The organism is Campylobacter sp. DY7, from assembly GCF_057802535.1.
The window spans coordinates 122,326-145,565 of the sequence record NZ_JBYJAU010000004.1 but is presented as its reverse complement, the minus strand read 5'-3'; the positions used below and the strand labels follow the sequence as shown (position 1 = coordinate 145,565).

The 23,240-nt window shown below is 28.2% G+C and carries 29 protein-coding genes; 5 read left to right on the top strand and 24 right to left on the bottom strand.

Annotation, left to right across the window (positions count from 1 at the left end):
* Positions 1-243 precede the first annotated feature (243 nt).
* The 17 genes from AC1B00_RS04225 to AC1B00_RS04145 form a co-directional block, all read right to left on the bottom strand.
* Entirely contained in the window at positions 244-1,023 is a 780-nt protein-coding gene (locus AC1B00_RS04225) for an XdhC family protein (protein WP_488848255.1), read from the bottom strand.
* Positions 1,016-1,813 carry a selenium-dependent molybdenum cofactor biosynthesis protein YqeB gene (gene yqeB, locus AC1B00_RS04220; RefSeq protein WP_488848254.1) on the bottom strand — a complete coding sequence of 266 codons (798 nt, stop codon included), beginning with the start codon at positions 1,811-1,813 and terminating at the stop codon, positions 1,016-1,018. The genes AC1B00_RS04225 and yqeB overlap by 8 nt, the downstream gene beginning before the upstream one ends.
* Positions 1,791-2,369 (bottom strand): NTP transferase domain-containing protein, encoded by a 579-nt coding sequence (locus AC1B00_RS04215; RefSeq protein WP_488848253.1) that lies wholly within the window; start codon positions 2,367-2,369, stop codon positions 1,791-1,793. Before AC1B00_RS04215 ends, yqeB begins: the two co-directional genes overlap by 23 nt.
* Positions 2,366-3,040, bottom strand: coding sequence for a selenium cofactor biosynthesis protein YqeC (yqeC, locus tag AC1B00_RS04210; RefSeq protein ID WP_488848252.1), 675 nt, complete (start codon positions 3,038-3,040; stop codon positions 2,366-2,368). The genes AC1B00_RS04215 and yqeC overlap by 4 nt, the downstream gene beginning before the upstream one ends.
* Positions 3,030-3,491: a xanthine dehydrogenase subunit XdhC gene (gene xdhC, locus AC1B00_RS04205; RefSeq protein WP_336610854.1), complete on the bottom strand. Its 462-nt coding sequence runs from the start codon at positions 3,489-3,491 to the stop codon at positions 3,030-3,032. The genes yqeC and xdhC overlap by 11 nt, the downstream gene beginning before the upstream one ends.
* The gene (xdhB, locus tag AC1B00_RS04200) at positions 3,481-4,356 is read right to left on the bottom strand and encodes a xanthine dehydrogenase subunit XdhB (protein ID WP_488848251.1); all 876 of its coding nucleotides are present in this window, start codon (positions 4,354-4,356) and stop codon (positions 3,481-3,483) included. The genes xdhC and xdhB overlap by 11 nt, the downstream gene beginning before the upstream one ends.
* Positions 4,344-6,641 (bottom strand): xanthine dehydrogenase subunit XdhA, encoded by a 2,298-nt coding sequence (gene xdhA / locus AC1B00_RS04195; protein WP_488848250.1) that lies wholly within the window; start codon positions 6,639-6,641, stop codon positions 4,344-4,346. The genes xdhB and xdhA overlap by 13 nt, the downstream gene beginning before the upstream one ends.
* 8 nt (positions 6,642-6,649) lie before the next feature.
* Complete coding sequence (locus AC1B00_RS04190; RefSeq protein WP_488848248.1) at positions 6,650-7,984, bottom strand: uracil-xanthine permease family protein; 1,335 nt, start codon at positions 7,982-7,984, stop codon at positions 6,650-6,652.
* 179 nt (positions 7,985-8,163) lie between these two features.
* Complete coding sequence (locus tag AC1B00_RS04185; protein WP_488848247.1) at positions 8,164-8,778, bottom strand: YggS family pyridoxal phosphate-dependent enzyme; 615 nt, start codon at positions 8,776-8,778, stop codon at positions 8,164-8,166.
* A gap of 4 nt (positions 8,779-8,782) precedes the next feature.
* The gene (locus AC1B00_RS04180; protein WP_488848245.1) at positions 8,783-10,009 is read right to left on the bottom strand and encodes an RNA polymerase factor sigma-54; all 1,227 of its coding nucleotides are present in this window, start codon (positions 10,007-10,009) and stop codon (positions 8,783-8,785) included.
* Positions 10,009-10,731, bottom strand: a complete 723-nt coding sequence (lptB, locus tag AC1B00_RS04175; protein WP_336610889.1) for an LPS export ABC transporter ATP-binding protein — start codon at positions 10,729-10,731, stop codon at positions 10,009-10,011. The genes AC1B00_RS04180 and lptB overlap by 1 nt, the downstream gene beginning before the upstream one ends.
* The gene (gene tsaE, locus AC1B00_RS04170; protein WP_488848244.1) at positions 10,718-11,116 is read right to left on the bottom strand and encodes a tRNA (adenosine(37)-N6)-threonylcarbamoyltransferase complex ATPase subunit type 1 TsaE; all 399 of its coding nucleotides are present in this window, start codon (positions 11,114-11,116) and stop codon (positions 10,718-10,720) included. The genes lptB and tsaE overlap by 14 nt, the downstream gene beginning before the upstream one ends.
* Positions 11,106-11,360 (bottom strand): RNA-binding S4 domain-containing protein, encoded by a 255-nt coding sequence (locus tag AC1B00_RS04165; RefSeq protein WP_239817196.1) that lies wholly within the window; start codon positions 11,358-11,360, stop codon positions 11,106-11,108. Before AC1B00_RS04165 ends, tsaE begins: the two co-directional genes overlap by 11 nt.
* Before the next feature lie 34 nt (positions 11,361-11,394).
* Complete coding sequence (locus AC1B00_RS04160; protein ID WP_488848262.1) at positions 11,395-11,484, bottom strand: DUF535 family protein; 90 nt, start codon at positions 11,482-11,484, stop codon at positions 11,395-11,397.
* Positions 11,485-11,634: 150 nt separating this feature from the next.
* Positions 11,635-12,111 (bottom strand): DedA family protein, encoded by a 477-nt coding sequence (locus AC1B00_RS04155; protein ID WP_488848243.1) that lies wholly within the window; start codon positions 12,109-12,111, stop codon positions 11,635-11,637.
* A 71-nt stretch (positions 12,112-12,182) separates the two neighbouring features.
* A complete protein-coding gene (gene rny / locus AC1B00_RS04150) occupies positions 12,183-13,763 on the bottom strand; it encodes a ribonuclease Y (RefSeq protein WP_239817193.1) in 1,581 nt (526 codons plus the stop codon).
* A complete protein-coding gene (locus AC1B00_RS04145; RefSeq protein ID WP_488848242.1) occupies positions 13,760-14,305 on the bottom strand; it encodes a 5-formyltetrahydrofolate cyclo-ligase in 546 nt (181 codons plus the stop codon). Before AC1B00_RS04145 ends, rny begins: the two co-directional genes overlap by 4 nt.
* Before the next feature lie 45 nt (positions 14,306-14,350).
* Here AC1B00_RS04145 and AC1B00_RS04140 point away from each other — a divergent pair, with 45 nt between their 5' ends.
* From AC1B00_RS04140 to AC1B00_RS04120, 5 genes are read left to right on the top strand one after another with little or no spacing between them, the layout of a single operon-like run.
* On the top strand, positions 14,351-14,926 hold the full coding sequence (locus AC1B00_RS04140; protein WP_239817191.1) for a TlpA family protein disulfide reductase: 576 nt from the start codon (positions 14,351-14,353) through the stop codon (positions 14,924-14,926).
* Positions 14,926-15,801: a signal recognition particle-docking protein FtsY gene (gene ftsY, locus AC1B00_RS04135; protein ID WP_488848241.1), complete on the top strand. Its 876-nt coding sequence runs from the start codon at positions 14,926-14,928 to the stop codon at positions 15,799-15,801. The genes AC1B00_RS04140 and ftsY overlap by 1 nt, the downstream gene beginning before the upstream one ends.
* Complete coding sequence (gene radA, locus AC1B00_RS04130) at positions 15,794-17,122, top strand: DNA repair protein RadA (RefSeq protein WP_488848240.1); 1,329 nt, start codon at positions 15,794-15,796, stop codon at positions 17,120-17,122. The genes ftsY and radA overlap by 8 nt, the downstream gene beginning before the upstream one ends.
* Before the next feature lie 2 nt (positions 17,123-17,124).
* Positions 17,125-17,691 (top strand): pilus assembly FimT family protein, encoded by a 567-nt coding sequence (locus AC1B00_RS04125; protein WP_239817188.1) that lies wholly within the window; start codon positions 17,125-17,127, stop codon positions 17,689-17,691.
* Positions 17,669-18,448 (top strand): prepilin-type N-terminal cleavage/methylation domain-containing protein, encoded by a 780-nt coding sequence (locus tag AC1B00_RS04120; protein ID WP_488848239.1) that lies wholly within the window; start codon positions 17,669-17,671, stop codon positions 18,446-18,448. The genes AC1B00_RS04125 and AC1B00_RS04120 overlap by 23 nt, the downstream gene beginning before the upstream one ends.
* Before the next feature lie 88 nt (positions 18,449-18,536).
* Here AC1B00_RS04120 and AC1B00_RS04115 read toward each other — a convergent pair whose 3' ends face one another.
* The 7 genes from AC1B00_RS04115 to AC1B00_RS04085 are packed head-to-tail and all read right to left on the bottom strand — an operon-like array spanning position 18,537 to position 23,179.
* Positions 18,537-19,049 (bottom strand): MotE family protein, encoded by a 513-nt coding sequence (locus AC1B00_RS04115; RefSeq protein ID WP_336610882.1) that lies wholly within the window; start codon positions 19,047-19,049, stop codon positions 18,537-18,539.
* The gene (locus tag AC1B00_RS04110) at positions 19,046-19,933 is read right to left on the bottom strand and encodes a DMT family transporter (RefSeq protein WP_488848238.1); all 888 of its coding nucleotides are present in this window, start codon (positions 19,931-19,933) and stop codon (positions 19,046-19,048) included. Before AC1B00_RS04110 ends, AC1B00_RS04115 begins: the two co-directional genes overlap by 4 nt.
* The gene (locus AC1B00_RS04105; protein WP_488848237.1) at positions 19,930-20,910 is read right to left on the bottom strand and encodes a pyridoxal phosphate-dependent aminotransferase; all 981 of its coding nucleotides are present in this window, start codon (positions 20,908-20,910) and stop codon (positions 19,930-19,932) included. The genes AC1B00_RS04110 and AC1B00_RS04105 overlap by 4 nt, the downstream gene beginning before the upstream one ends.
* Positions 20,903-21,322 carry an SEL1-like repeat protein gene (locus AC1B00_RS04100; protein WP_336610879.1) on the bottom strand — a complete coding sequence of 140 codons (420 nt, stop codon included), beginning with the start codon at positions 21,320-21,322 and terminating at the stop codon, positions 20,903-20,905. Before AC1B00_RS04100 ends, AC1B00_RS04105 begins: the two co-directional genes overlap by 8 nt.
* The gene (locus AC1B00_RS04095; RefSeq protein WP_488848260.1) at positions 21,319-22,416 is read right to left on the bottom strand and encodes an aminoacetone oxidase family FAD-binding enzyme; all 1,098 of its coding nucleotides are present in this window, start codon (positions 22,414-22,416) and stop codon (positions 21,319-21,321) included. The genes AC1B00_RS04100 and AC1B00_RS04095 overlap by 4 nt, the downstream gene beginning before the upstream one ends.
* Positions 22,417-22,445: 29 nt before the next feature.
* The gene (locus AC1B00_RS04090; RefSeq protein ID WP_488848236.1) at positions 22,446-22,976 is read right to left on the bottom strand and encodes a hypothetical protein; all 531 of its coding nucleotides are present in this window, start codon (positions 22,974-22,976) and stop codon (positions 22,446-22,448) included.
* An 11-nt stretch (positions 22,977-22,987) separates the two neighbouring features.
* Positions 22,988-23,179 carry a hypothetical protein gene (locus tag AC1B00_RS04085; protein WP_239817206.1) on the bottom strand — a complete coding sequence of 64 codons (192 nt, stop codon included), beginning with the start codon at positions 23,177-23,179 and terminating at the stop codon, positions 22,988-22,990.
* Positions 23,180-23,240 lie beyond the last annotated feature (61 nt).

Sequence of the window (23,240 nt, the reverse complement as noted above, 5' to 3'; positions counted from 1 at the left end):
ACTTGTTTAGATATCAAAGATTGACGTTGAAATAATTGATATATTTAAAATTAACAATAAAACTATTTAAAAATAACGATTTGCTAAATTGCAAATTAAAAGCTCGTATTATATGTTATTAACCTTAAAGATTACTTAAAGAATAAAAAATATTTTATAAAGTTTGGAAGAATTTGAAATAGGAATTTGAATTGTTTAGAATGTTTAAATTCCTAATTCAAATTCTTTGGTTTGGTTTATAAGCTAAAAGCTCTTTTTATGTGCTAAATTGCCTTGATTTTTTATAAGTAAAATCTCGCTTAAAATACTAAATGCAATTTCTCTTGGTTCTTGATTAGCTATATCTAAGCCTATTGGCGCATAAATTTTATGAAATAATTCATTGCTAAAATTATCTTTAATAAGCTCATCTTTAATAAATTTATGTTTGGTTTTTGAGCCTATTACGCCTATATATTTTGCATTTTTTTCTATTACACTTTTTAAACATTTATAATCATCTAAATGAGATTTTGTAACGATTATAATATAAGTATTTTCATCAATTTCTAAAAAATCTAAATCTTCATAATTGCTTAAATATTCTTCATCTGCATAATTCTTTAAATACTCTTTCCTATCATCAAACAAGATAGAATAAAAACCTAAATATTTTGCTAAAAATATTATTTCTTTTCCTATGTGTCCTGCTCCAAAAATTATTAGTTTTGGTTTTTGATTTATTATTTTTATATAGCCACTTGCAAGCCCACCACATTGCATTTTTAAATCACCATTAGGAGTTAATTCGTGGTTAAAAATCTTGCTTTTGTTATTTTCTAAGCATTCTTTAGCTTCTTTTAAAACTTCATATTCTAATTTGCCACCACCTATACTCCCAACGCTTGTTCCATCGCTAAATAAAGCCATCATTGAACCAGCGTTTCTTGGAGTGCTACCACTTGATTTTGTAAGTGTAATTAAGGCAATTTTTTCATTTTTTTCACATCTTTTATAAACTTCTTTTAAAACAATATCATCCATTTTTATTCCTATTTTCTAAATACATTAAAGCTTCAAGCGCCCCACCGCCTATGCTTCTAGCCTTATCTGAAATACTAAAACAATTTTCATATTCACTAATTCTTGGGTCAATATCTGCAATCTTAAGGCCTTTTTTAACTCCAAAATTATCATTAATAATACCCCTTAAAAGCCCACTAATACTAGCTTTAACAGGCGTATTATTAATATATGCGATAATTTCATCTTCTTTTACAATATCACCTATTTTAGCAATAGCTTTAAAATTTCCATTATCGTTTGCATAAATTACTCTTTTTGCTCCAATTCCTTTTACTTCAGCAGGAATTGCTGTATTTTCTTCAGCAAAACCACTTAAAATCACTTTGCCTAAATTATGACCACGATTACTCTCAATTACTGCATGAGCATCAATTCCTGCACAAAATCCAGGTCCAATGGCAATTACAACAGGAGCCATATTAATATTTGTTCCTAGATTTTTTTTAGCCAAAATCGCATCAATTAAAGCCCTTGGCTTAATATAATTTAAAATATCTAAATTCTCATCAATTATTATAGGTATAAAGCCAACACTTTCTAAAAGCTCGTCTTTATTAACTAATTTTGCTTTTATTCCTTCTATTTCGCAAGTTTTATCATAGACTGCTTGAGAAAAGCACACCTTAGTTCTAATTGAACTTGGCTTTAAACATTCTAATAATAGCACCTTAAAACCTGCTCTAAAAAGCCTTGCAGCAATCCCGCTAGCAATATCTCCAGCTCCCCTAATAACTACAAAATAATTCATTTATTAGCCTTAAATCTTCTTTAGTATCTATGTCTTTTCCTTCTAATTCATCATCTAAATCAACAAAAATTACTTTATCTTTATATTTTTGAATTAGCACTCTTCCACCACTATCATTATCTAATTCGCACAATTCTTTAAAATAACTTTTATCAAAAATAGTAGGCAAGGAATTAATTTTATTAAATCTAGGAACAACAATATAATTTTCTTTATATTTTGAAACAATAGTTTTTATTGAATTACTTTTTAAAAATACTTGATCAATAGGTAAAAATAAAGCATAATCGTAATCTAAAGAATTATTTAAAGCGATTTTTATACTTGTATTTTGACCTTTATTAAAAGCATTTAAAATAATATTTAAATCTTTATAATTTGTCTTTAAATATTCGTAATTATTCTCATTAGCAACTATTTTAATATCCATATTAAGCTCTAAAGCTTTTTTAATAACAATATCAATAAAATAAGCATTTTTATACTTTAAAAATGATTTATTAGCTCCAAGTCTTTTAGAATAACCAGCTGCTAAAATGATGCAAACACCTTTCAAAAATTAAGCCTTATATATTTTTCTTCTTTTAAAAATCCAGCTAATAATTTAAAATTTTTTAATCTTTTAGCAAGTTCGTTTAATACTTTTAAATCATCACACCTATTAAAGAAAATAAAATTGCTAGAATTTGAAATAGGAATTTCAAACATTTTAAGGCATATCTTTTCTATTAAATCAATGCTAATTACATCATTTTTGCTTACTTTAAATACTTTTAAAAACTCATCAAATCTATGAATAAAATCTTTATTTAATCTATGATTTAATAAATGAAGTGGAACAATTCCTACTATTTTATTTGTATCTTCTAAAATAACAGGCTCATTACTCTTCCAAGCTTTATAAGGCAGTTCCTTAGCCCCATCAGCTTCATAAATAAACAAATCACAATTTTTATAAAAATCACTAAAATTATCTAAAGCATTTACTTTATTATCAATAATTTTTCCACATAAATTAACGCCTTTTTTTAGTTTATTTGCGTTTGTTTCATTATATAAATTATTAAAGTTTTTATCCTTTATCTCATACATTTTAGTGCTTGTTGTAAGAATTGTGATTTTATCTTGATTTTTTCTAGCTAGATTATAAGCAAAGGTAGTTTTCCCACCTGAGCCTATAATAGCAATTTTATCTTTTTGCTTAATTTCTAAAGCTTCATTTAGCATAATTTGCAGTTTCTTCTATTGCTTGAAAGATTTTTTTATATCCTGTGCAACGGCATAAATTACCAGAAACTCCACGCTTTATTTCAAACTTAGTAGGCATTTTATTTTTATTAAGCAAAGCAGTTGATGAGATAATAAATCCAGGAGTGCAAAAGCCACATTGAACAGCTCCATTTTTTATAAAACTCTCTTGTAAAGGACTTAAACCATCAATAGGAGTTAAGCCTTCTATTGTAGTGATTTTTTTACCATCAGCCCAAGCTGCTAAATAAATACAACTATTTACATTCTTTCCATCAACTAAAACAGCACAAGCTCCGCATTCACCAACACTACAGCCTTCTTTTGTGCCACTTAATTGTAATTCATTTCTTAATAATTCAAGCAATGACATTCTAGGGTCAATGTGTAATTCATAAATTTTATCATTAATACAAGTTTTAATTTTCATAATCTCTTCCTATTAATTCATAAATAGCTCTTTTTGTAAGCGTTGTTAGAAGATTGTTTCTAAAATCTTTAGAAGCTCTCCAAGAATCTCTTGCCTTAGTTTCGTTTAAAACATTATTAGCAATTTTTTCAATATTTTCCTTAGTTAATTCTAAGCCTTTTGCTAATTTTTCACTTTCTTTAGTTCTAATAGGAGTAGGTGCAGCAACCCCATAAGCTAGTTTTAAATCAATTATTTTTTCATCACTTGATTTTAACATAACGCTAACTCCAATTGTAGCTATATCCATTGCATTTCTTTGAGCAAATTTTATGTATTTACTAGCATATCCTTCGTAAGATTTCTTAGGTATTTTAATGCTTGTTAAGATATCTCCTTTTTCTAATTTCACCACACCTGCACTAAGGTAAAAATCACTTATTGCTATTTCTTTTTGCTTATCTTCGTTAAAAATAACCAAAATCGCATCAAGTGCAAAAAGACTTGAAGCACTATCAGCCGAAGTTGCACCATTGCAAATATTTCCACCTATTGTAGCCATATTTCTAATTTGTGGGCCACCTACTAAAGCAGCTGCCATTTTTAGATTTGTTAAATTATTTTTTATGATTTCATTATTTTCTATATCATCAAAAGTGCATAATGAACCTATATGAATGAACTCATCATCAATTGTTATATTTTTTAATTCATTTAAAGTGTTAATTCCTATTAGGTGTTTATTTGAATATTTTTTATCCAAATTTCTAAGTTTAATTAAAACATCAGTTCCACCTGCAATTAATACCGAATCATCAATAGTTTTTAATAACCCGCTAGCTTCACTAACGCTTTTTGCTTCCGTGTAATTACTTAAATAATACATTCTTTATCCTTAGCTTGAAAAAATCTTTCTGGTGTTATTGGTATTTGATTAAATTCTATATTTGTTGCATCAAGCACTGCATTTCTAATAGCAGGTGCAGGAGAACACATAGGAGGTTCTCCTAAAGATTTATTACCAAATGGACCATAAGGGTCGTAATTATCAACAAAACCAACATCTAAATCAGGAACATCAAGTGCTGTTGGAACTTTATAATCTAAAAGATTATTATTTAAAATCTTACCTGTTTTAGCGTCGTATTTTAATTCTTCTAATAAAGCATAAGGAATTGCCATTCCCATACCACCTTCTACTTGAGAACTTGCTAAAAGTGGATTTAATACCTTACCAGCATCATGAACATTTAAAATATCTAATATTTCTATTTTTCCTGTATTCATATCAACCTCAACCATAGCCATAGTTACACCATAACTATAAGAGTTTGTATGACAATTCACACTTGCAAATGCTGATAAACTTTTAGCCTTTTGCCAATCATAAGTAGTGTGTAAAGCAAAATCAGCTAAGCTCATTAAAACTTCTTTGTTTTTAAAGATAATATTTGCATTTTCTAATTCAAGATTTGCAAAATCAACATCTTTTAATCTTGCTGCTGTTTTTAATATTTTTGTTTTTAATTTTAAAGCAGCTTCTTTTACTGCAAGTCCTGTTACATAGCTTTGTCTTGAAGCATAAGCTCCTGTATCAAATGGAGCTGTATCTGTATCGGTATTTGCATCAACTATAACCCACTCATAAGGAATACTTAACACTTCTGCTGCCATTTGAGCTAAAACCGTATCAGAGCCTTGACCAATTTCGGTTGAGCCTAGCATTAGCTTAATATGTGCATCTTGATTTAGTATTACTCTTGCAGCTGCTGTTTCTAAGCCCTTTGGATAAACACCAGTTGTGTAAGTAAAGGTTGCAAGCCCTACTCCACGCTTTTTATAAGGGTGATTAAATTCTTTACAGGCTTTTTGTTTTTCATAATAATTAAATTTTTCTTTAGCAACTTCAATACATTCTTTTAATTTTGCTGATTTTTGAATAACTTGATTTAGTGGATTTAAAACATCATTTCCTACTATATTTTTTTCTCTAAAGCTAATAGAATCAAAACCCATTTTTCTAGCGACATTTTCCATAAAACTTTCTATAAAAAACATAACTTGTGGAACACCATATCCTCTCATAGCACCTGCTGTTGCTATATTTGTATGAACGGTTTTAATGTCATATCTAAAATTAGGAATATTATATAAAGACAATAAAACTCCACCACCTTTAATACCAACCGAATGAGTATGAGATGCGTAAGCTCCTTTATTTGATAATACTTCTATATCTAAAGCTTTTATGAAGCCATCTTTGCTAATACCCATTTTTGCTTTATATTCCATTTCGTGTCTTGTTCTAGTATATGCAATACTTTCTTCTCTATCAAGCGAGATTTGAACAATTTCTCCACCCATAGCCATAGATAAAGCAACGCAAAGTGGCTCAATTGTTACTTCTTGTTTATTACCAAAGCCACCACCAACAAAAGGTTTTATTACTCTAAAATAACTCCAGTGTTTTTCAAACACTTCTCCTAAAACTCTTCTTAAAATATGTGGAATTTGAGTTGAACTTACTACTACATAGCGATTATCTTGGTCTTTATAAGCATAAGCTACTTGATTTTCCATATGACAGTGCTGTTGTAAAGGAACTTTAAATGTATCGCTAAAAACATAATCACTATTAGCTAAAGCTGTTTCAACATCTCCAACTTTACTAATAGTATGAGCCATTACATTGCTATCTAAATCCTCATGAATTTTAACAGCACCTTCTTGCATTGCTTCTTTTGGTGTTAGATAAAAAGGAAGCTCTTCGTATTCAACTTTTACTTTACTTACTGCAATTTTTGCAGCTAAATCACTTGTAGCAATAACGGCTGCTATTTCATCTCCAAATAATCTTACATGCTCTGTTAAAATAGTTCTATCATATCTATCTCTTGTCTTTGGATCAAGTCCAAACGGATGACCTGCGGTTGCAAATTTTGTTTTTGGCATATCTTTATAAGTTAAGATTTTAACAACTCCATCAACCTTCAAAGCTTCACTAAAATCAAAACTTTTAACATATCCATGTGCTATACTAGCTCTTACAATTCTAGCAAAAAGCTTCTTTTTTGTAGGAATATCAGCAGTATAAATTGCTTTTCCTGTAACTTTAGCATAAGCATCCCATCTTGTTTCACTTTTACCTATTGTCTTAAAATCGTATTTCATACTAACCCTTATTTATCTTTTGCAAAAATTAAAGAAGCTATCATAGAAGTAACACAAACTCCTACTACACTATCTTTAAAAACCCAACTAATATAACTAGGTAAATTACTAGTAATTTCAGGATGAACTCCAAATCCATACCCAAGACCAAAAGTAACACCTAATATCATCACATTTTTATTGCTAAATCCTGCATGTGCTACAATCTTAATTCCATTAATTAAAATCATAGCAAAAATCATAATAACAGCACCCCCTAAAACACTATCTGGAATAGTTCTAAATATTGCACCTAATTTAGGAATAAATGCTGAAATTATCACTACAATTGCTCCTAGTGCAATGCAATATTTATTAATAATTTTTGTCATCGCAATTATTCCTGCATTTTGCCCAAAAGCTGTATTTGGTAAAGCATTTAGCAAGCTTGCTACCATACAGCCTACTCCATCAGCTAAAATTGCTCCACTTACTTCCTTTTCTTTTGCACTTCTATTAAATGCTGCAACAGTTATGCCATTTACATTGCCTATTGTTTCAAGACTAATTATTATATAAACAATAGCAGCACTCACAATAGGAGCTAATTCAAAATGAAAATCATTTATTAAAATAATAGGCACAGGCAAACTAAACCAACTAGCATCACTAATAATGCTAGTATCAACCCTACCTACCATATAAGCTAAAGCATAGCCTACTACAAGACCTATTAAAATCGCTGAAACTTTGAAAATACCTTTTGTAAAACGCTGAATTGTAATAATAATTGCAAAAGTGCTAAAAGATAAACCTAAATTAATTAAATCCCCATAAGTTCCTAATTTTTTAGCAGCCAAGCCACCCGCACAATAATTAACCCCTACATCTAATAAATTAATACCGATTGCAATTAAAACAACGCCTATTACTAATTCTGATAAGATTTTTTTAATATATTTATAAGTAAAGCCTATAAAAATAGTAATTATGCTACCCATTAGAGATGATGCTAAAATAGCACTAAAACCATAAGTATTTGCTACATTTATTGCAGTTGGAACAAAGGCAAAAGTTGTTCCCATAACGATTGGAAGATTTGCACCTATTTGGATATTTTTGTATTTGATTGGATAAAGTTGTAATAAAGTTACAATTCCTGAAGCAAGCATTGCTGATTGAATTAAGCTTATACTATCTTGCGTGGATATTACTAAGCTTGTGCTATTTATTACACCTATGATTATCAAAATGGGGGCTAGATTTCCTGCAAACATAGCAAGAACATGTTGCATTCCTAAAGGAAGTGCCACTAAAAATGGAGGTTTTCCTTCTAAATTGTAAATTAAGTTTTTATCTCTCATCACACGCTTTCATTTTATAAAAGTCAGATTATACAAAAGCTTACTTAAAAGCGCCTTGATGATTATTAATAATATTAAAAGATAAGTAAAGTTAAATTCCTATTTCAAATTCCTTGAAAAATTGAAAGAATTTGAAATAGGAATTTGCTTTATGATTTATATTTTAAATTCCTAAGATTTTAATTAAATAAAATACTTCCAAGTCTTATCATATTTGCCCCACTTTTAATTGCTATTTCATAATCGCTACTCATTCCCATAGAGCAAATCTTAGCTCCATCTTTTTTAAGCTCATCAAAAATCTTATAACATAACTCAAAACTCTTGATAATTTCACTTAATTCATCACCCATTGCACCTATGCACATAACGCCAACTGGCTTAACAAATTTACAATCTTGCTTAATTGCTAAATATTCTTCAATGGCTTTTGATGGATTAATACCGGCTTTGCTATCTTCATTAGCTACATTTATTTCAAGCAAGGTAGGAAGTTCATAATCAAGCCTAGTATCAACATATTTTGCCATTTCTAAACTTACACAACTTTGCCACATAATAGGCTTAGCTTTAATTAGATGATTTACTTTGTTTTTTTGTAAATTTCCTATGAAATGCCACTTTATCGTTTCACTTAATTCAGCCTTTTTTCTAACTAAATCCTGTACTTTATTTTCGCCAAATTCAATTTGCCCTAATTTATGCAAAGCTATGATTTTTTCATCTGTTGTGTATTTGCTAACTGCTATTATTCTTACATCTTTATATTTTTCTTTAATATCTAAATAAGTCATTTTTCTACCTTAATGAATATAATTTCTTTCTCTCACTTGAGCTTGGAATATTTAATAGTTTTCTATATTTTGTGATTGTTCTTCTTACGATTTTTACATTAAATTCTTTTTCAATTTTTTCTAAAATTATTTGATCGCTTAAAGGTTTTTCATGATTTTCGTTTTTGATTAGCTCACTTACAAAGTCCTTTATAGTTTTATTGCTTGTGCCATCATTTAAATCAGTTGTAAAAAACTCTTTTATAGCTATTGTTCCACGATTTGAGCTTATATATTTATTAGCTATTGCACGGCTAATCGTGCTTGTATTCCTATCAAGCTCACTTGCAATATCTTGCATTTTAAGTGGCTTTATAGCTCCGCCAAAAAAATAATCATATTGATATTCTACTATCATGAGTGCAAGTTTTTTAAGAGTAGCCTTTCTCATTTCTAGCGCGTCTACTAGATTTCTTGCATTTTTCATCTGCTCTTTTAGCTCACTATCTTCGCTAATTTCAATTTTTGGATAATACTCATCATTTATTATTATTTCTAATTCATTGTTATTTGTAAGAATATAAATATCAGGAATGATTTCTAAGCTATCTTCAAAATCATCAACAAAAGGCGGTAAATTAAAGCTTTTTATGATTTTTATAGCGTCTTTATAAAGTGGGTTTTTTGTAAATTTATTTAAATTATCTAAATTATTTATAAGTTTTATACATAAAGAAAACAGCTCGTTTTCTATATTTGTATTAAGTAAGCAAAACTCTAAAGCTTCTTGATAATTAATAGCACCGACACCTAAAGGCTCAAGATAACAAAACCTTTTTCTAACCTTTTCTATATCTTCTTTAGAATAGTCTTTACATAAATCTTCATCATAGACAAAATAACCAAACTCATCTAAACAAGATATTATAATTTTTGCTATATTTTGTGATTTTAGAGTTGGAAATAGCGTTTTGTTTATTTGAAGTTCTAAATCATCATAAAGGCTTTTTTTAGCGATATTTAATTCTTCTATTAAGCCACCACCTTTAGAATAAAGCTGTTTTACTTGTTTTGTAGTTTTTGTGCTTTTGCTTTCTTTTGGCGAGCTTAATTTTACACAAGGATTATCTTTTACTAAATTATTTATCTCTTCTTCTAAGTCTTCGCTACTAGCTTGAAGTAATGGTAGCCAACTTCTTAGAGTTTGTGATAATTTAGGCTTTATGCTAGTTTGTTGGCGAACTTTTAACATTATAAAGAAAAGTTTTTACCTAGGTATTTGTTTTGAACTATTTCGTTATTTGCTATTTCTTTAGCACTACCGCTTGCAAGTATGCTTCCGCTATCTAAAACATAAGCTTTATCGCATATTTTAAGAGTTTCTCGAACATTATGATCTGTTATTAAGACTCCGATATTTAGCTCTTTTAAGTCTTTTATAATACCTTGAACATCATTTATGCTCTTTGGATCAACTCCTGCAAATGGCTCATCAAGTAATAAAAACTTAGGCTCTAAAACTAAAGCTCTAGCAATCTCAAGGCGACGACGCTCTCCACCACTAAGACTTTTTGCAAGGCGGTCTTTTCTATCATAAATCTTTAAAAGATTTAATTTTTCTTCTATTAATTCATTTATATCTTTAAGCCCTTTAAGTTCTGCTGCAATTTGCATATTATCCCAAACGCTTAAATCCTTTAAAACGCTAGAATCTTGTGGTAAATATCCAATGCCAAGCATTGCGCGTTTATGAAGTGGCTCATTTGTAATATCTAAATCATTTAAAAAAATATTTCCAGCACTAGGACTTATAAGCCCACAAATCATATAAAATGTTGTTGTTTTTCCTGCACCATTTGAGCCAAAAAGACCAACGATTTGAGAATTATTCATACTCATATCTACATTTTTGATAATTTCTGTGTTTTTAATACTCTTTTTTAAACCAAGTGCTTTTAATTCAACTAAACTCATAAAATCTTCCTTTATTGCTAGGAGTAATTTTAACAATCTTATAAGCTAGGCTAAATTGTTCTAAAATCTTTATAAAATCATCATCAGCCCATTCAATCAAATGCAGCCCATCATTAAAAAGGTTTTCAAAAAGTCCATTTTCAATAAATGCCTTTGTTCCTTTTTGATAAATATCATAATGATATATGTAATTTAAGTTATCAGTATATGTATTCATTACGCTAAATGTTGGAGATGATGCGAATTTATTTAGAAATTTTTTTGCGATTGCATTTACTAAGGTTGTTTTTCCACTAGCTAAATTGCCTTGTAATAAATAAATACCGCTTTTATTAAATTCATTTACAACTAAATCTAATTCATTTAAACTTGCATCAATTTTCATCTATTTTTTCCACATATTCATGCGACTTTGCCTTAGCTACGTTTTTAGTCGTTGGCAAGGCTAGAACTTTATATTTTATCTGTTCGTTTAATAAATTAAGACTTATAATATCGCCAACTTTTACTTCTTTACTAGGCTTAGAAACATTGCCATTTATATAAATAACGCCGTTTTTACACATATCAAGTGAAATTGAACGGCGTTTTGTAATATTTACTGCGTTTAAAAATTTATCTACTCTCATAATTGTATTTTAACAATATAGGAATAATTATTGCTTACAAAACTACTGATTTTAAAAATTCGTAGCGTTTTTTATACATTGAGCGTTTTTTTGATGGAATTTCTTCTAAGTCTTTTTTAAATATAGCTAATTATATCATTATAATATTTTAGTGATATATTAAACTTATCTCTTAAAACTTCGTTGTCTGCTAGAATTTGATTTAGGAATTTATGGTTTTTAAAATGAATAATTTTTCTTAGAAAAAACCTAATTTTAAATAATTTATTAGTTTTCATTTCTTAGCTTTTATCTTAAAATATATAAAAATTATTACTAATAAAATTAGTAAAACAATAGGCATATAAGAAGAATATTCATCAAAAAATTGTCCTAAACTCTCTCCTAAAAAATAAGCTACATAAAACACAGCAATAGCCCATATTATGCACGAAATTAGATTGTAAATACTAAACTTTATAAAGCTTAGTTTTGAAATCTCAGCAGCAATTGGCCCTAAAGTTTTAAGCCCATAAATAAATTTGCAAACAAAGGTGAAAATAAAGCCATTTTTTCTAAATAAAACTACCAAAAGAGCCAATTTTCGCCTATGTTTAACAAGATGTTTTTGAAAGTCTTTTTTGCTTGTTCTTGTAAAATAAAACAAAGCACTTGAACCTAAGAAATTCCCTAAAAAAGCTACCAAAATACTAATATAAGGATTTACATTATAAGCACTTGCAAAAACTCCTAAGGCAAGCAGTGCTAACATACCGCCGCCTAAAGAGTATAAAAAAACTAAAATGTATCCGTACTGAACAAACTTATCTATAAATTCTTGCATTATTTAGCTAGCTCCACAGCTCTAGTTTCACGGATAACATTTACTTTAATTTCGCCAGGAAATTGCATACTATTAGTAATTTCACTAGCTATTTCTTTTGCTAATAAAACGCTTTCATCATCATTAATAAGCTTAGCATTTACTATAACTCTAATTTCACGACCTGCATTTATAGCATAAGCTTTTTTAACTTGTGAATGTTGTTTAGCAATTGCTTCAAGCTCACTAACACGCTTTAAAAATGCTTCTAAAACTTCTCTTCTAGCACCTGGTCTTGCTGCACTTAAAACATCAGCGGTGCAAACTGCAGCAGCCTCAATGCTTAAAGCATCTTCATGCCCATGATGAGCAAAAATAGCATTTAAAACCACAGGGTGTTCTTTGTGTCTTTCGCAAACCATAGCACCTAAATCAACATGGCTTCCTTCATATTCATGAGTTAAAGCCTTGCCAATATCATGTAAAATTCCAGCTCTTCTTGCAAGTCTTGTATTTCCACCGCACTCAGCTGCGATAATTCCTGCAAGGTGAGCAACTTCTAAACTATGTGCTAGGGCATTTTGTCCATAACTTGCACGATATTTTAAACGACCAATTAATTTTACTAATTCAGGAGCCATTTTTGTAAGCCCTAAATCCATTATGATGTTTTGACCTTCATTAAACATTTCTTCTTCAAATTCTTTTGAAACTCTTTCATGAAGTTCTTCAATTCTAGCAGGTTGAATTCTGCCATCTTCAATAAGTAAATCAATCACCTTTTTAGCTATTGCACGGCGTAAAACATTAAATGAGCTAATGATTATAGCGTTTGGAGTATCATCAATAATTACATCAACTCCTAAAACCATTTCAAGAGTTTTTATGTTTCTTCCTTCTTTACCGATAATTCTTCCTTTTAAATCATCACTTTTAAGATTTATTACGCTTATTAATCTTTCGCTTGCGTATTCTCCTGCAAATCTTGTAGTAGCTTGTGCTAAGATATATCCAGCTTTTGCTTTTGCTTGAGCTTTTGCTTCTTCTTCGCATTTTCTTACTATATGAGCTATTTCATCTCTTGCATCTTCTTTAGCCTGATTTATCACTAATTCTCTTGCTTCAATTTGAGTTAAACCACTAATATTTTCAATACTACTTAATAGCTCTTGCATTTTTGCTTCGCATGATTTTTTAAGAAGATTTGCTTCTTCCATAAGCTCGTTTGCTGCTTGTTCGCTTTTTACAATATTTGCTTTAAATTCTTCTAATTTTTGCTCGTTTATAGCTAAAATTTGCTCTTTTTTTTCTACTTCTAAAATCTTTTTATCATGCTCTTTTTGAAGTTCTAAAACCTTTTCATCATAAGATTTTTTATAACTTAACTCAATTTTTCCTTCACTTGCTTTGGCATTTTCTAGGACTTTATCAGCATTGCGAAGTATTTTTTCAGCTTCATATTCAATCACTTTTGCTTTAGCTTTTGCTTGTTCTTCGTGAATTTTAAAATGAGCTTCATTTATTCTTTTTGCAATGAATACCCCTAATGCTCCGCCTAAAATAAATACCGCTAATAACGATATAATTTCAACTAATGTCATAATTTCTCTTTTCTTTTCATAATTTTTCCGTTAGCGATATAAAAATCACCTTGAATATCCGACTTTAAACAAATTTTGTTTTTAGTAATGGACTTTATATTTTGAATAAAAATAATTAATAAATCATAATAAATTAAAGAAAATGTCTTGTCATAAAATCCTTTGCCAAAACCTATTCTTCTAAAATCTTTATCAATGCCTAAAACAGGAATTATTGCAATATCTATTTTAATATTTTCTATTTTGCTTAAACTCTCTTTGATTTTAAATTTTTTATAAACTAAAGGAAATCTTAGTTTAGTAAAAGCTAGTGTGTTGTCTTCTAGCATTTTTGGAATATATAAATTGTATTTTTTTGCTAAAAATCTTTTATATTGATATAGGTTTATTTCTTTTTCTTTTGAGATATAAAGCAAGATATTTAATTTCTTATTAGTTTTATAGCTAGATAATATTTTTAAAATAGCTTTGAAACTATCGTAATTTTTGCAAAATTTGTAATTTTCTTTATGAAATTTTTCTCTTATTAACTTTTTATCCATAATCTAACCTAAAAAATTTCTAAATATATTACATAAGGAACAAAAATGAAAGCTATCTTATTAGGTGTTGCTTTATTGTTTTTTACTGCTTGTTTTGATAAAAAAGAAGAAAAAAAAGTAGAAAGCGAACAAAGTGAAATCCAAGAAATTAAAACTACTAAAACAGAGTTTAATAAACTAATTAAATTCCCTTTAAAAATCTATAATAGTGATGAATTATTTGATATAAAAAGAATTAGTTTAGATAATAAAGATATAGAAATTTCATCAAATGATAAGATTATAATATTTAATTTTTTTACTACTTGGTGTCCGCCTTGTAAAGCTGAAATCCCACATTTAAATAATCTAGCTTTAAAATACAAAGATAGAGTAAGAATTATAGGTATTTTATTAGAAGAAAAAAGCGATGAAGAAATAGCTAAATTTATTAAAGATAATGAAATAAATTATGATATAGCAGTGGGTGATAATAATTTTACTTTATTAAAGGTTTTAGGTGAAATTAACGGCATTCCATATACTGCTTTGTTTGATCAAAATGGAAAAAATATAAATAATTATTTAGGCGCATTTTATGAAGAAATGCTAGATATTGATATTCAAAAGGTGTTGAAATAATGTTAGATTTTTTTAAAAAAGGCTTAGCAAAAACAATTGAAGCAATAAATCAAGTAAAACCAAAAAACGAAAAAATAAGCAAAGATTTATTAGAAGAAATGCTTGTAAATGCTGATATTACTTATGAAATTGTTGAAGAGATTTTATATTATTTACCGCCTAGTGAGATAGTGCAAAGAGAAGATTTACATAGAGTTATGAGCTCGTATTTTATGTATGAAATTCCGAATTCAAATTCTAGCGACAAACCATTTGTAGAATTAATCTTAGGAGTAAATGGAGTAGGAAAGACTACAACCATAGGAAAATTAAGTAATTTTTATAAGAATCAAGGCAAAAAAGTTTTATTAGGAGCTTGCGATACTTTTAGAGCAGGTGCTATTATGCAGCTTGAACTTTGGGCTAGCAAGAATAATTGCGATATAGTAAGCACAAAGCAAGGACATGATCCAAGTGCAGTTGCATTTGATACCATTAGTAAAGGTGTTGCAAAAGCTTATGATAATATTATTTTAGATACTGCAGGAAGATTAGAAAACAAAAAAAACCTTGCAAATGAATTAGAAAAAATCATAAGAATTTCATCTCGTGCTTATGAAAACGCTCCACATAGAAAAATTTTAGTCTTAGATGCAACCCAAGGAAATAGCGGAATAAATCAAGCAAAAGTTTTTAATGATTTAGTAAAACTTGATGGAGTAATTATTACAAAGCTTGATGGCACAAGCAAAGGTGGTTCGTTGTTTGCAATTGCAAGAGAATTAGAGCTTCCGATTTTATATTTTGGATATGGAGAAGGTGCAGCAGATATTGCTCCTTTTAAAGCAGATGAATATTTAAAGGTTCTTTTAGACGGAATTTTTAAAAATGGCTAAGAAAAAATCAAGCCTATATGAATGCCAAGCTTGTGGCAATCAGCAAATTAGATATTTAGGAAAATGCCCTGAATGCGGGGCATTTAATTCATATTTAGAATTAAACGAAACTCAAATAGAAGTATTAAAACAAACTAACACAATAAATACAAACAAAGCTATTAGCATAAAAGAAGTTTTGGTTGAGCAAATTGATAGATTTTCAACCTTTGATAAAGAGCTTGATTTGGTTTTAGGCGGTGGGCTTGTTGTAGGCTCTTTAGTTTTATTAGGCGGTTCTCCTGGAGTTGGAAAATCAACCTTGCTTTTAAAAACTGCTGCAAATCTTGCTAAAAATGGCAAAAAGGTTCTTTATGTAAGTGCAGAAGAGAGCAAAAGTCAAATAAAACTTCGTGCAAATAGATTAAACGCTAATGAAGATGATTTGTTTTTACTCACAGAGCTTTGTTTTGAAAATATAAAAAATGAATTATTAAATAATAATTATGATGTTTTAATTATTGACAGTATTCAAACGATTTATTCAGAAAATATAAGCTCGTGTGCAGGCTCAATCACGCAAGTAAGAGAGCTAACATTTGAATTAATGAAGCTTAGCAAAAGCAATAATATAAGCACATTTATAATAGGTCATATTACAAAAGAAGGCTCAATTGCAGGGCCTAGAGTGCTTGAGCATATGGTTGATGTGGTGCTTTATTTTGAAGGAGATGCGAGTAAAGAGCTAAGAATATTAAGGGGTTTTAAAAATCGTTTTGGAAGCACTAGCGAAATAGGCATTTGGCAAATGAGCGAAAGTGGTCTTATAAGTGCAAATAATCTTAAAACTAGATTTTTAGGCAAAAATCACGCAGGAAGCGCATTAACAATAATCTTAGAAGGTAGCCGTGCAATTACACTTGAAGTTCAAGCACTTGTATGCGAGAGCACATACCCAAAAAGAAGTGCAACAGGATTTGATAAAAATCGCCTTGATATGATACTTGCTTTACTTGAGCGAAAGCTTGAAATTCCACTTGCAAGATATGATGTATTTATAAATATTAGTGGCGGAATAAAGGTTAGCGAAACGGCTGCTGATTTAGCAGTTGCAGCTGCTATAATATCAAGTTTTAAAAATAGAGTTTTAAGCAATGAGAGTGTATTTATCGGAGAACTTAGCTTAAATGGTGGGATTTGCGAAGTTTTTAGCCTAGATATTAGACTTAATGAGGCAAAAAATCAAGGTTTTAAAAATGCTATAATTCCAAACAAAAGTAATTTTAAAGGAATTAAATGCTTTGTAGCTAATGAGTTAGCTCAAGTTTTAGAATGGATGTAGGTATGAAAAAAGCTTTTACTATGATTGAATTATTAGTTGTTATGGTTGTTGGTGCGATACTTAGTGCTGTTGCTATTTCTAAAATTCATACAGGTGAATTAATTGACGCCGCTAGAAGTGTAGCAAATGATATTAGATATGTTAGGATTTTAGCTCTTGGAGATGATTTATATGGTGTGCCTAATTATCATGGTGAGTATTATAGAATAAGATTTAATAAAAATTTAAAGTCTTATAAAATAATCAATACACCACATAAAAACATTATTGTTAATGATTATATTGATTCAAGCAAACTAATATGTGATGATAGTAAGCCAGAATGCGTTAAAAGAGCAAATTTATTAAATAACTTTGGTGTTGAAATTTCTAAATTTGTTCCTAGTAAGGCTAGTATTTATGCAAACCCTGAAAACGATATTATTTTTAATGAATTAGGAGAGCCTTTAAACTATGATCCTGCTTCTAGTGGTTTTCAAATTGAACTTAAAAAAAATAGTGAAAAAGTTTGTATTAGCGTAGCAGAATTTACAGGGTTTATAGAGATTGAAAAAGCTGCGTGCAAATAAGCGTGGCTTTACTTTAATTGAACTTATTTTAGTGCTAGTTGTATCAATGATACTTTCTAGCATAGCAATCTCAAAAATTAATTCAAACTCACTAATGCTTGCAGCAAGAAGTGTTTTAAATGATTTATATTATTTACAATATTTAGCGATAAATTATGATGTTTATAATGGATTTAGCGATTATGATAATTCATATTTTCAGATTTATTTTCATTGCGTAGCAAATATAAAAACATCTTATAATAAATATAAATGTAATCATAAAGAAATAGGTTATAGTATTTTTAGTGATAAAATCGGCACAAATACTTCAAATCCTGATGCTGATGAATTAGTACAAGATTTATTTGATAGTTCTAAATTAATAGGGGCTAGATTTGCAGGAATTAGTATTGATGATAAAGCTTTAAGTAATAAAGCTAATCTTACAAAGGCTTTTAATATAGAAAATGCTGAGATTTTTTATAAAGCAAACAATAAAACAAGAAAAGCAAATCGTCTGATGGTAAATGAATTAGGCGAGTTTTACATTAGCTCTTATGCAAGTAAATTAAATAAATATAATTTAATAAAAAGTTCAGATTATGTAATAAGGCTTTCTAATTCAAATATAATTTCAAAAGATACAAGTATATGTATAAGTTTAAATAATGTAGGTTTTATAAATATTCCAAAAATGAGTGAAAAAGGTCAAATAGTTTGGTATAGCGGTATTAAAAAAACTCCAAAATATTGCCACGAGTTAAACAATAAATAAATTTTAGATTTGAAATAGCTAAGAATTTGAATTCGGATTTTGAATTATTAAAAATCAAATTCCTATTTCAAATTCCTTTAAAAATTTACTAATTTTTGCCTTGATTTAGCTTAGTTTCGTTCAATAATTTTGTTAATTCCCCTGCTTTTGTAGGGTTCATTTTGGCTAGTATTGATGAGATTTTTTTCGCTTCAAGATTTAAAAAAATCTTTATAATTTCATCTTCTTCCATTGTTTCAAATATCGCAGCAGCTGCAGCATCTTTCATCTTTGAATAAGCATTTGCAACTTTACTTGATTTGTTTTCAAATATTTCAGCTCTTAGCTTTCTAATTTCAGCTAGAATTTTTGCATTATTATTTCTAATTTCATCAATTTTTGCTTCTTCTGCTTTCATTTCTTCTAAGATGGCTTTATTTTTTTCTTCTTTTTCTTTTTGCACTGCTAAAAACGCAGCTTTATAGCTTTCTAATGCTTGTTTTGCTTCGTCTAATTCTTCTATTTTTCTATCTATTTGAGTTTGTTTGCTAGCAAAATAAGCACTGCAATCTTGCGCAAAAGTAATACAAGTAAATCCTAAAAGAAGTAAGAGTTTTTTCAATTTTTTTCCTTTTTTAACATAGTTAATAAAATACCTAACATTATTAAAGCAAATCCTATTATTTGAAGAGTTAATAAGCTAGTTTTAAGCCATAAATAGCCAATAATTGCAGCAGCTAGTGGCTCATTTGATGAGATTATACTAGCTTTTGCTGCTCCGATTTTTTGAAGACCTATCATAAAAAATCCAAAAGCCATAGCAGTTCCAACCACTATCACACCTGCTAAAGCTAAAAATAATTCTAAATCAAAATGAAAGCTAAATTGCCAAATCTTATTATAAATACAAAAACAAATTCCAGCAATTAACATAGCAAGTCCTAAGACAGGTAAAGGATTATAAATATCATTTAATTTTCTTGGTAAAAGTGCATAACAAACAGCACCAATTGATGATAAAAAGCAAATAATTAAAGCCTTGGTTGAAATTATTAGTTTCGTAAAATCTCCGTTAGTTGATAATAAAATTGCTCCTAGAAAAACGCAAATTAAAGCAATTATTTCAAAAATATCAGGAAATCTTTTTTGCTCTATGCAAACAATTAAAATAATAAAAATAGGGGCTGTGTATTGAATAACGGTTGCAATTGCAGCATTGCTTAATTCTATACCATAAAAATAAGTATATTGACACATCAAAATCCCAAAAAATGCAAAAACTAAAAGTTTTAATAAATGATGCTTGAATATATTTAGATTTATTTTTATTGCTCTTACTTTGCAAAATAAAAGCATTATAATACCTGCAAAAAATAGCCTTAAAGATACTAAAATATCAGCGTTTAAACCTTTTTTTAAAAATATAAATTCACCACAAACACCACTAAAACCCCAGCAAATGCCGCCTAAAAATACTAATAAGGTTCCGTATTTTTGCTCGTTCATACCAAGGCTTTATCTTTAGTTAATTTTAAAGCTTTTAAAAACTGCTCTATCTCATTAATATTGCCAACGCTAATTCTATTTAGTAATGGATAATTTGCAATTTTTCTTCCTACTTTAATCCCAAGCTCAAGCATAAAATCTGAATATTTTTCATCTTTTATCTCGTGCAAAATAAAATTAACATTAGATTTAAAATATTTAATATCTAATTCGTTAAAAGCACTTTCTAAAATAGCTCTATTTTGTAATGTTAATTTTCTTGAAGTATTTATAAAATCATCGTTTTTTAAAACTTCTAAAGCACAATATAAAGCATAATAATTGATATTATCAATCAAAATAAATTTATCAATATATTGAAGTAGTTCTTCACAAGCAATACCATAACCTATCCTAAGACCTGCTAGAGCATAGATTTTTGAAAATGTTCTTGTAATAATTATATTTTTAAAATATGCTTTTTTAATACTTTTAAAATTCTCGTTATATTCTGCATAGGCTTCATCTAAAATCATATAAGTATTACCTACGCATAATTTAGTTAAATAATCTAAATCATCTTGACTTAGTTCATTAGCACTTGGATTGTTTGGATTTGTAATATAAATTAAGTTTATAAAACCTTCATTAGGAATGATTTTTTTAACATCTAAAAAAAGCTCATTAATGTAGGTAATTTTGATTTTTAAAGCCTTTGCAATGCTTAAAATTAAATCAAAAGTAGGCATAGGAACTATTAAATTAAGTTCTTTTTTCTGCTCTTTGGCTAAAAAATTAAGCGCTATAAAAGTTCTATAAATAACATCACTAGAGCCACAACCTAAAGTTATGTTATTTGATGATACATTGTGTATTTTTGCTAATTCGTTTTTTAATAAATATTCATTATCGCAAGGATATTTGCAAATTAAATTATGATTTAGTGTATTAAATTCATGACTTAATAAAGTGTTTTCGTTATTTGATAAATCAATCATAATATTCCTTTAGTTTATTTTCATAATATAGCACTTTTTCTGGTGATTTTTCTATTATATTATCTTTAAACTTATAACCATTTTTATAAAAATTAATCAAATTATTACAAGCATTAACGCTTTTATATTCACATGCTAAATCATAATATTTAAGAGCTTTTTTAACATCTTTTTTTAGTTCAAAACCTTCAAAAAACATAGAAGCTAAAAGCTCACAAGAATTAGCATCTTTTTTAAGGCAATTATTTTTTAATGTTTTTGCATTATTAAAAATCAAGTTTTGCATTTTTTTAGCATCTTCTTCGCTTAATAACTTATCGCTATGAAGCTTTGCTTTATCATTTACATTTGCAACTATTATTTCATTACTACACGCACTAAAAATTAAAGCTATAAATAAAATAAATCTCATACTTTTTCCTTATTTAAATATCTTGCAAGTTTCATTGCACTTGCAAAAGCAAAATGTATATTAAATCCACCTAAAACCCCTGCTACATTAAGGCATTCTCCTATGAAGAATAAATTTTTATGCTTTTTGCTTTCATAATTTTCGTTTAAAGCTTGTAAATTAATTCCACCTTTGCAAACTTCTGCTTTATTAAAACCTAGATTTCCAGCAGGTGCAAACTCGTATGAATATAATCTATTTATTATATTTTTTGCATCATCTTTATATTTATTCATCGCTAAATCTTCTAAATTATTTGCTTTTAAATATTCTTTGATAAAAGCTTTTGGCAGTGGTAAATGTGTGCTAGCTTGTTTGTTTTCCTTATAATCTATCTTAAAATCATTCAAAAAATTAATTTTAATTTTGCCTTTATTCCAAAACAACGAAGCAGATAATACAACAGGGCCACTAATACCTTTATGAGTAAATAATAATGAGCCTTTAAATCTATCATTAATCACAACATCAGTGCTAATTCCACTAAGATTTTTCATAAAAAACTCATCTTTTTGTAAGGTAAAAGGAACTAAAGCAGGAGCAAAATCGCAAAATCCTATTTCAAATTCTTTAGCAATTTGCAAAGCTATATCGCTTACTCCTAATTCTGCATAAGAAATTGCTCCAGTTGCAATAATTAATTTTTTTGCTAAAAACTCACCTTTATTTGTGTGTAATTTAAAGTATTCTTGTGATTTTTCAACTTTTAAGACTTTTGTATTTAGAATGATTTTAGATTTATTTTCTCTTAATAATTTATCTAAAATCATTTTTGAATTTGGTGCGAAAAATTGCTTATTTCTTATTTTTACGAATTTAATTTCTTTAAAAAAAGTTAAATTATCTTTATAACTAAACTCATTTAAAGTATTTTCTAATTTCTCATAATCATCACATAAATAAGAGTTTTTGTTAATATTTTCATTAGTTACATTGCACTTACCACCACCGCTAATTAAAAGCTTTTTAGCAACTTTTTCATTTTGTTCAATAATAAGCGCATTTTGCTTTAAATTAGCAGCTAAAAATAATCCGGCTGCACCAGCTCCTAAAATAATTATTTCGTGTTTAATGGTATTTCCTTTTAATTAGTTTTTTTACAAATTGAAGCTGTTTTAAAAACCATATAAAAACCATTCATACCTATACCTAATTTAGCATTATCGTTTGTATAAGTATAAGAATTTCTTTTAGTAGCTGAAATCTCTAATAAAGTCATTCTCAAAACACCTTTTATGAAGTTTTTATCTAATACTATTTCTTCTTTTTCTAATATTATTTGCATGCAAGCTATCGCAGTTGAAATAACCTTTACAGCTAGTGTTCTATTTACAAAATAAGTATGCTCAGTAAGTAAATAACCATACCAAGAAAGAACTTTATAAGGGCAAGTATCTTCAATGGCAATATTGTGCTTTTTAGCATAATTTATGTAATGTTCTATAACTTTATCAGCTAAATTCTTTGAAAGCTCATTTGCAAAAATAATATCGGTATAATGTTTATCGTTGTTTTGAACATAACTTTCATAAAATGTAGTTTTAAAAAATTCCATTAAAGAATAAATCTTTTTAATATCAAAATTTTTTATATTTTGAAAATTATCAATAGCCATATCTATCCTTTTTATATATTAGCAGGTTCGTTTGAAAATCCGTTTGATAGCTCTAAAGCTAATTTACTAGCTTTTTTAGCTTCTTTTTTCATAACTTCTTTATCTTCTAAGCTTTTAACAAACAAAGCGCTTTTGCTTTCTTTTTTCTCTTCTTCTTCGTTTAAATCTCCGTTTAAGATTTCTTCTAAAGTTTCGTATTTCATTATTACTCCATTCATAAAAAATTACATTATACTTGAAATTATTAATTTATGTTTTTTATAA

What these genes read in the sequence shown, in the direction of transcription:
- AC1B00_RS04225 (WP_488848255.1), bottom strand. Translation starts at nt 1,023, where the DNA reads ATGGATGATATTGTTTTAAAAGAAGTTTATAAAAGATGTGAAAAAAAT.
- yqeB (WP_488848254.1), bottom strand. Translation starts at nt 1,813, where the DNA reads ATGAATTATTTTGTAGTTATTAGGGGAGCTGGAGATATTGCTAGCGGG.
- yqeC (WP_488848252.1), bottom strand. Translation starts at nt 3,040, where the DNA reads ATGCTAAATGAAGCTTTAGAAATTAAGCAAAAAGATAAAATTGCTATT.
- xdhC (WP_336610854.1), bottom strand. Translation starts at nt 3,491, where the DNA reads ATGAAAATTAAAACTTGTATTAATGATAAAATTTATGAATTACACATT.
- xdhB (WP_488848251.1), bottom strand. Translation starts at nt 4,356, where the DNA reads ATGTATTATTTAAGTAATTACACGGAAGCAAAAAGCGTTAGTGAAGCT.
- xdhA (WP_488848250.1), bottom strand. Translation starts at nt 6,641, where the DNA reads ATGAAATACGATTTTAAGACAATAGGTAAAAGTGAAACAAGATGGGAT.
- AC1B00_RS04190 (WP_488848248.1), bottom strand. Translation starts at nt 7,984, where the DNA reads ATGAGAGATAAAAACTTAATTTACAATTTAGAAGGAAAACCTCCATTT.
- AC1B00_RS04185 (WP_488848247.1), bottom strand. Translation starts at nt 8,778, where the DNA reads ATGACTTATTTAGATATTAAAGAAAAATATAAAGATGTAAGAATAATA.
- AC1B00_RS04180 (WP_488848245.1), bottom strand. Translation starts at nt 10,009, where the DNA reads ATGTTAAAAGTTCGCCAACAAACTAGCATAAAGCCTAAATTATCACAA.
- lptB (WP_336610889.1), bottom strand. Translation starts at nt 10,731, where the DNA reads ATGAGTTTAGTTGAATTAAAAGCACTTGGTTTAAAAAAGAGTATTAAA.
- tsaE (WP_488848244.1), bottom strand. Translation starts at nt 11,116, where the DNA reads ATGAAAATTGATGCAAGTTTAAATGAATTAGATTTAGTTGTAAATGAA.
- AC1B00_RS04165 (WP_239817196.1), bottom strand. Translation starts at nt 11,360, where the DNA reads ATGAGAGTAGATAAATTTTTAAACGCAGTAAATATTACAAAACGCCGT.
- AC1B00_RS04155 (WP_488848243.1), bottom strand. Translation starts at nt 12,111, where the DNA reads ATGTTAGCACTGCTTGCCTTAGGAGTTTTTGCAAGTGCTTATAATGTA.
- rny (WP_239817193.1), bottom strand. Translation starts at nt 13,763, where the DNA reads ATGACATTAGTTGAAATTATATCGTTATTAGCGGTATTTATTTTAGGC.
- AC1B00_RS04145 (WP_488848242.1), bottom strand. Translation starts at nt 14,305, where the DNA reads ATGGATAAAAAGTTAATAAGAGAAAAATTTCATAAAGAAAATTACAAA.
- AC1B00_RS04140 (WP_239817191.1), top strand. Translation starts at nt 14,351, where the DNA reads ATGAAAGCTATCTTATTAGGTGTTGCTTTATTGTTTTTTACTGCTTGT.
- ftsY (WP_488848241.1), top strand. Translation starts at nt 14,926, where the DNA reads ATGTTAGATTTTTTTAAAAAAGGCTTAGCAAAAACAATTGAAGCAATA.
- radA (WP_488848240.1), top strand. Translation starts at nt 15,794, where the DNA reads ATGGCTAAGAAAAAATCAAGCCTATATGAATGCCAAGCTTGTGGCAAT.
- AC1B00_RS04125 (WP_239817188.1), top strand. Translation starts at nt 17,125, where the DNA reads ATGAAAAAAGCTTTTACTATGATTGAATTATTAGTTGTTATGGTTGTT.
- AC1B00_RS04110 (WP_488848238.1), bottom strand. Translation starts at nt 19,933, where the DNA reads ATGAACGAGCAAAAATACGGAACCTTATTAGTATTTTTAGGCGGCATT.
- AC1B00_RS04105 (WP_488848237.1), bottom strand. Translation starts at nt 20,910, where the DNA reads ATGATTGATTTATCAAATAACGAAAACACTTTATTAAGTCATGAATTT.
- AC1B00_RS04100 (WP_336610879.1), bottom strand. Translation starts at nt 21,322, where the DNA reads ATGAGATTTATTTTATTTATAGCTTTAATTTTTAGTGCGTGTAGTAAT.
- AC1B00_RS04090 (WP_488848236.1), bottom strand. Translation starts at nt 22,976, where the DNA reads ATGGCTATTGATAATTTTCAAAATATAAAAAATTTTGATATTAAAAAG.
- AC1B00_RS04085 (WP_239817206.1), bottom strand. Translation starts at nt 23,179, where the DNA reads ATGAAATACGAAACTTTAGAAGAAATCTTAAACGGAGATTTAAACGAA.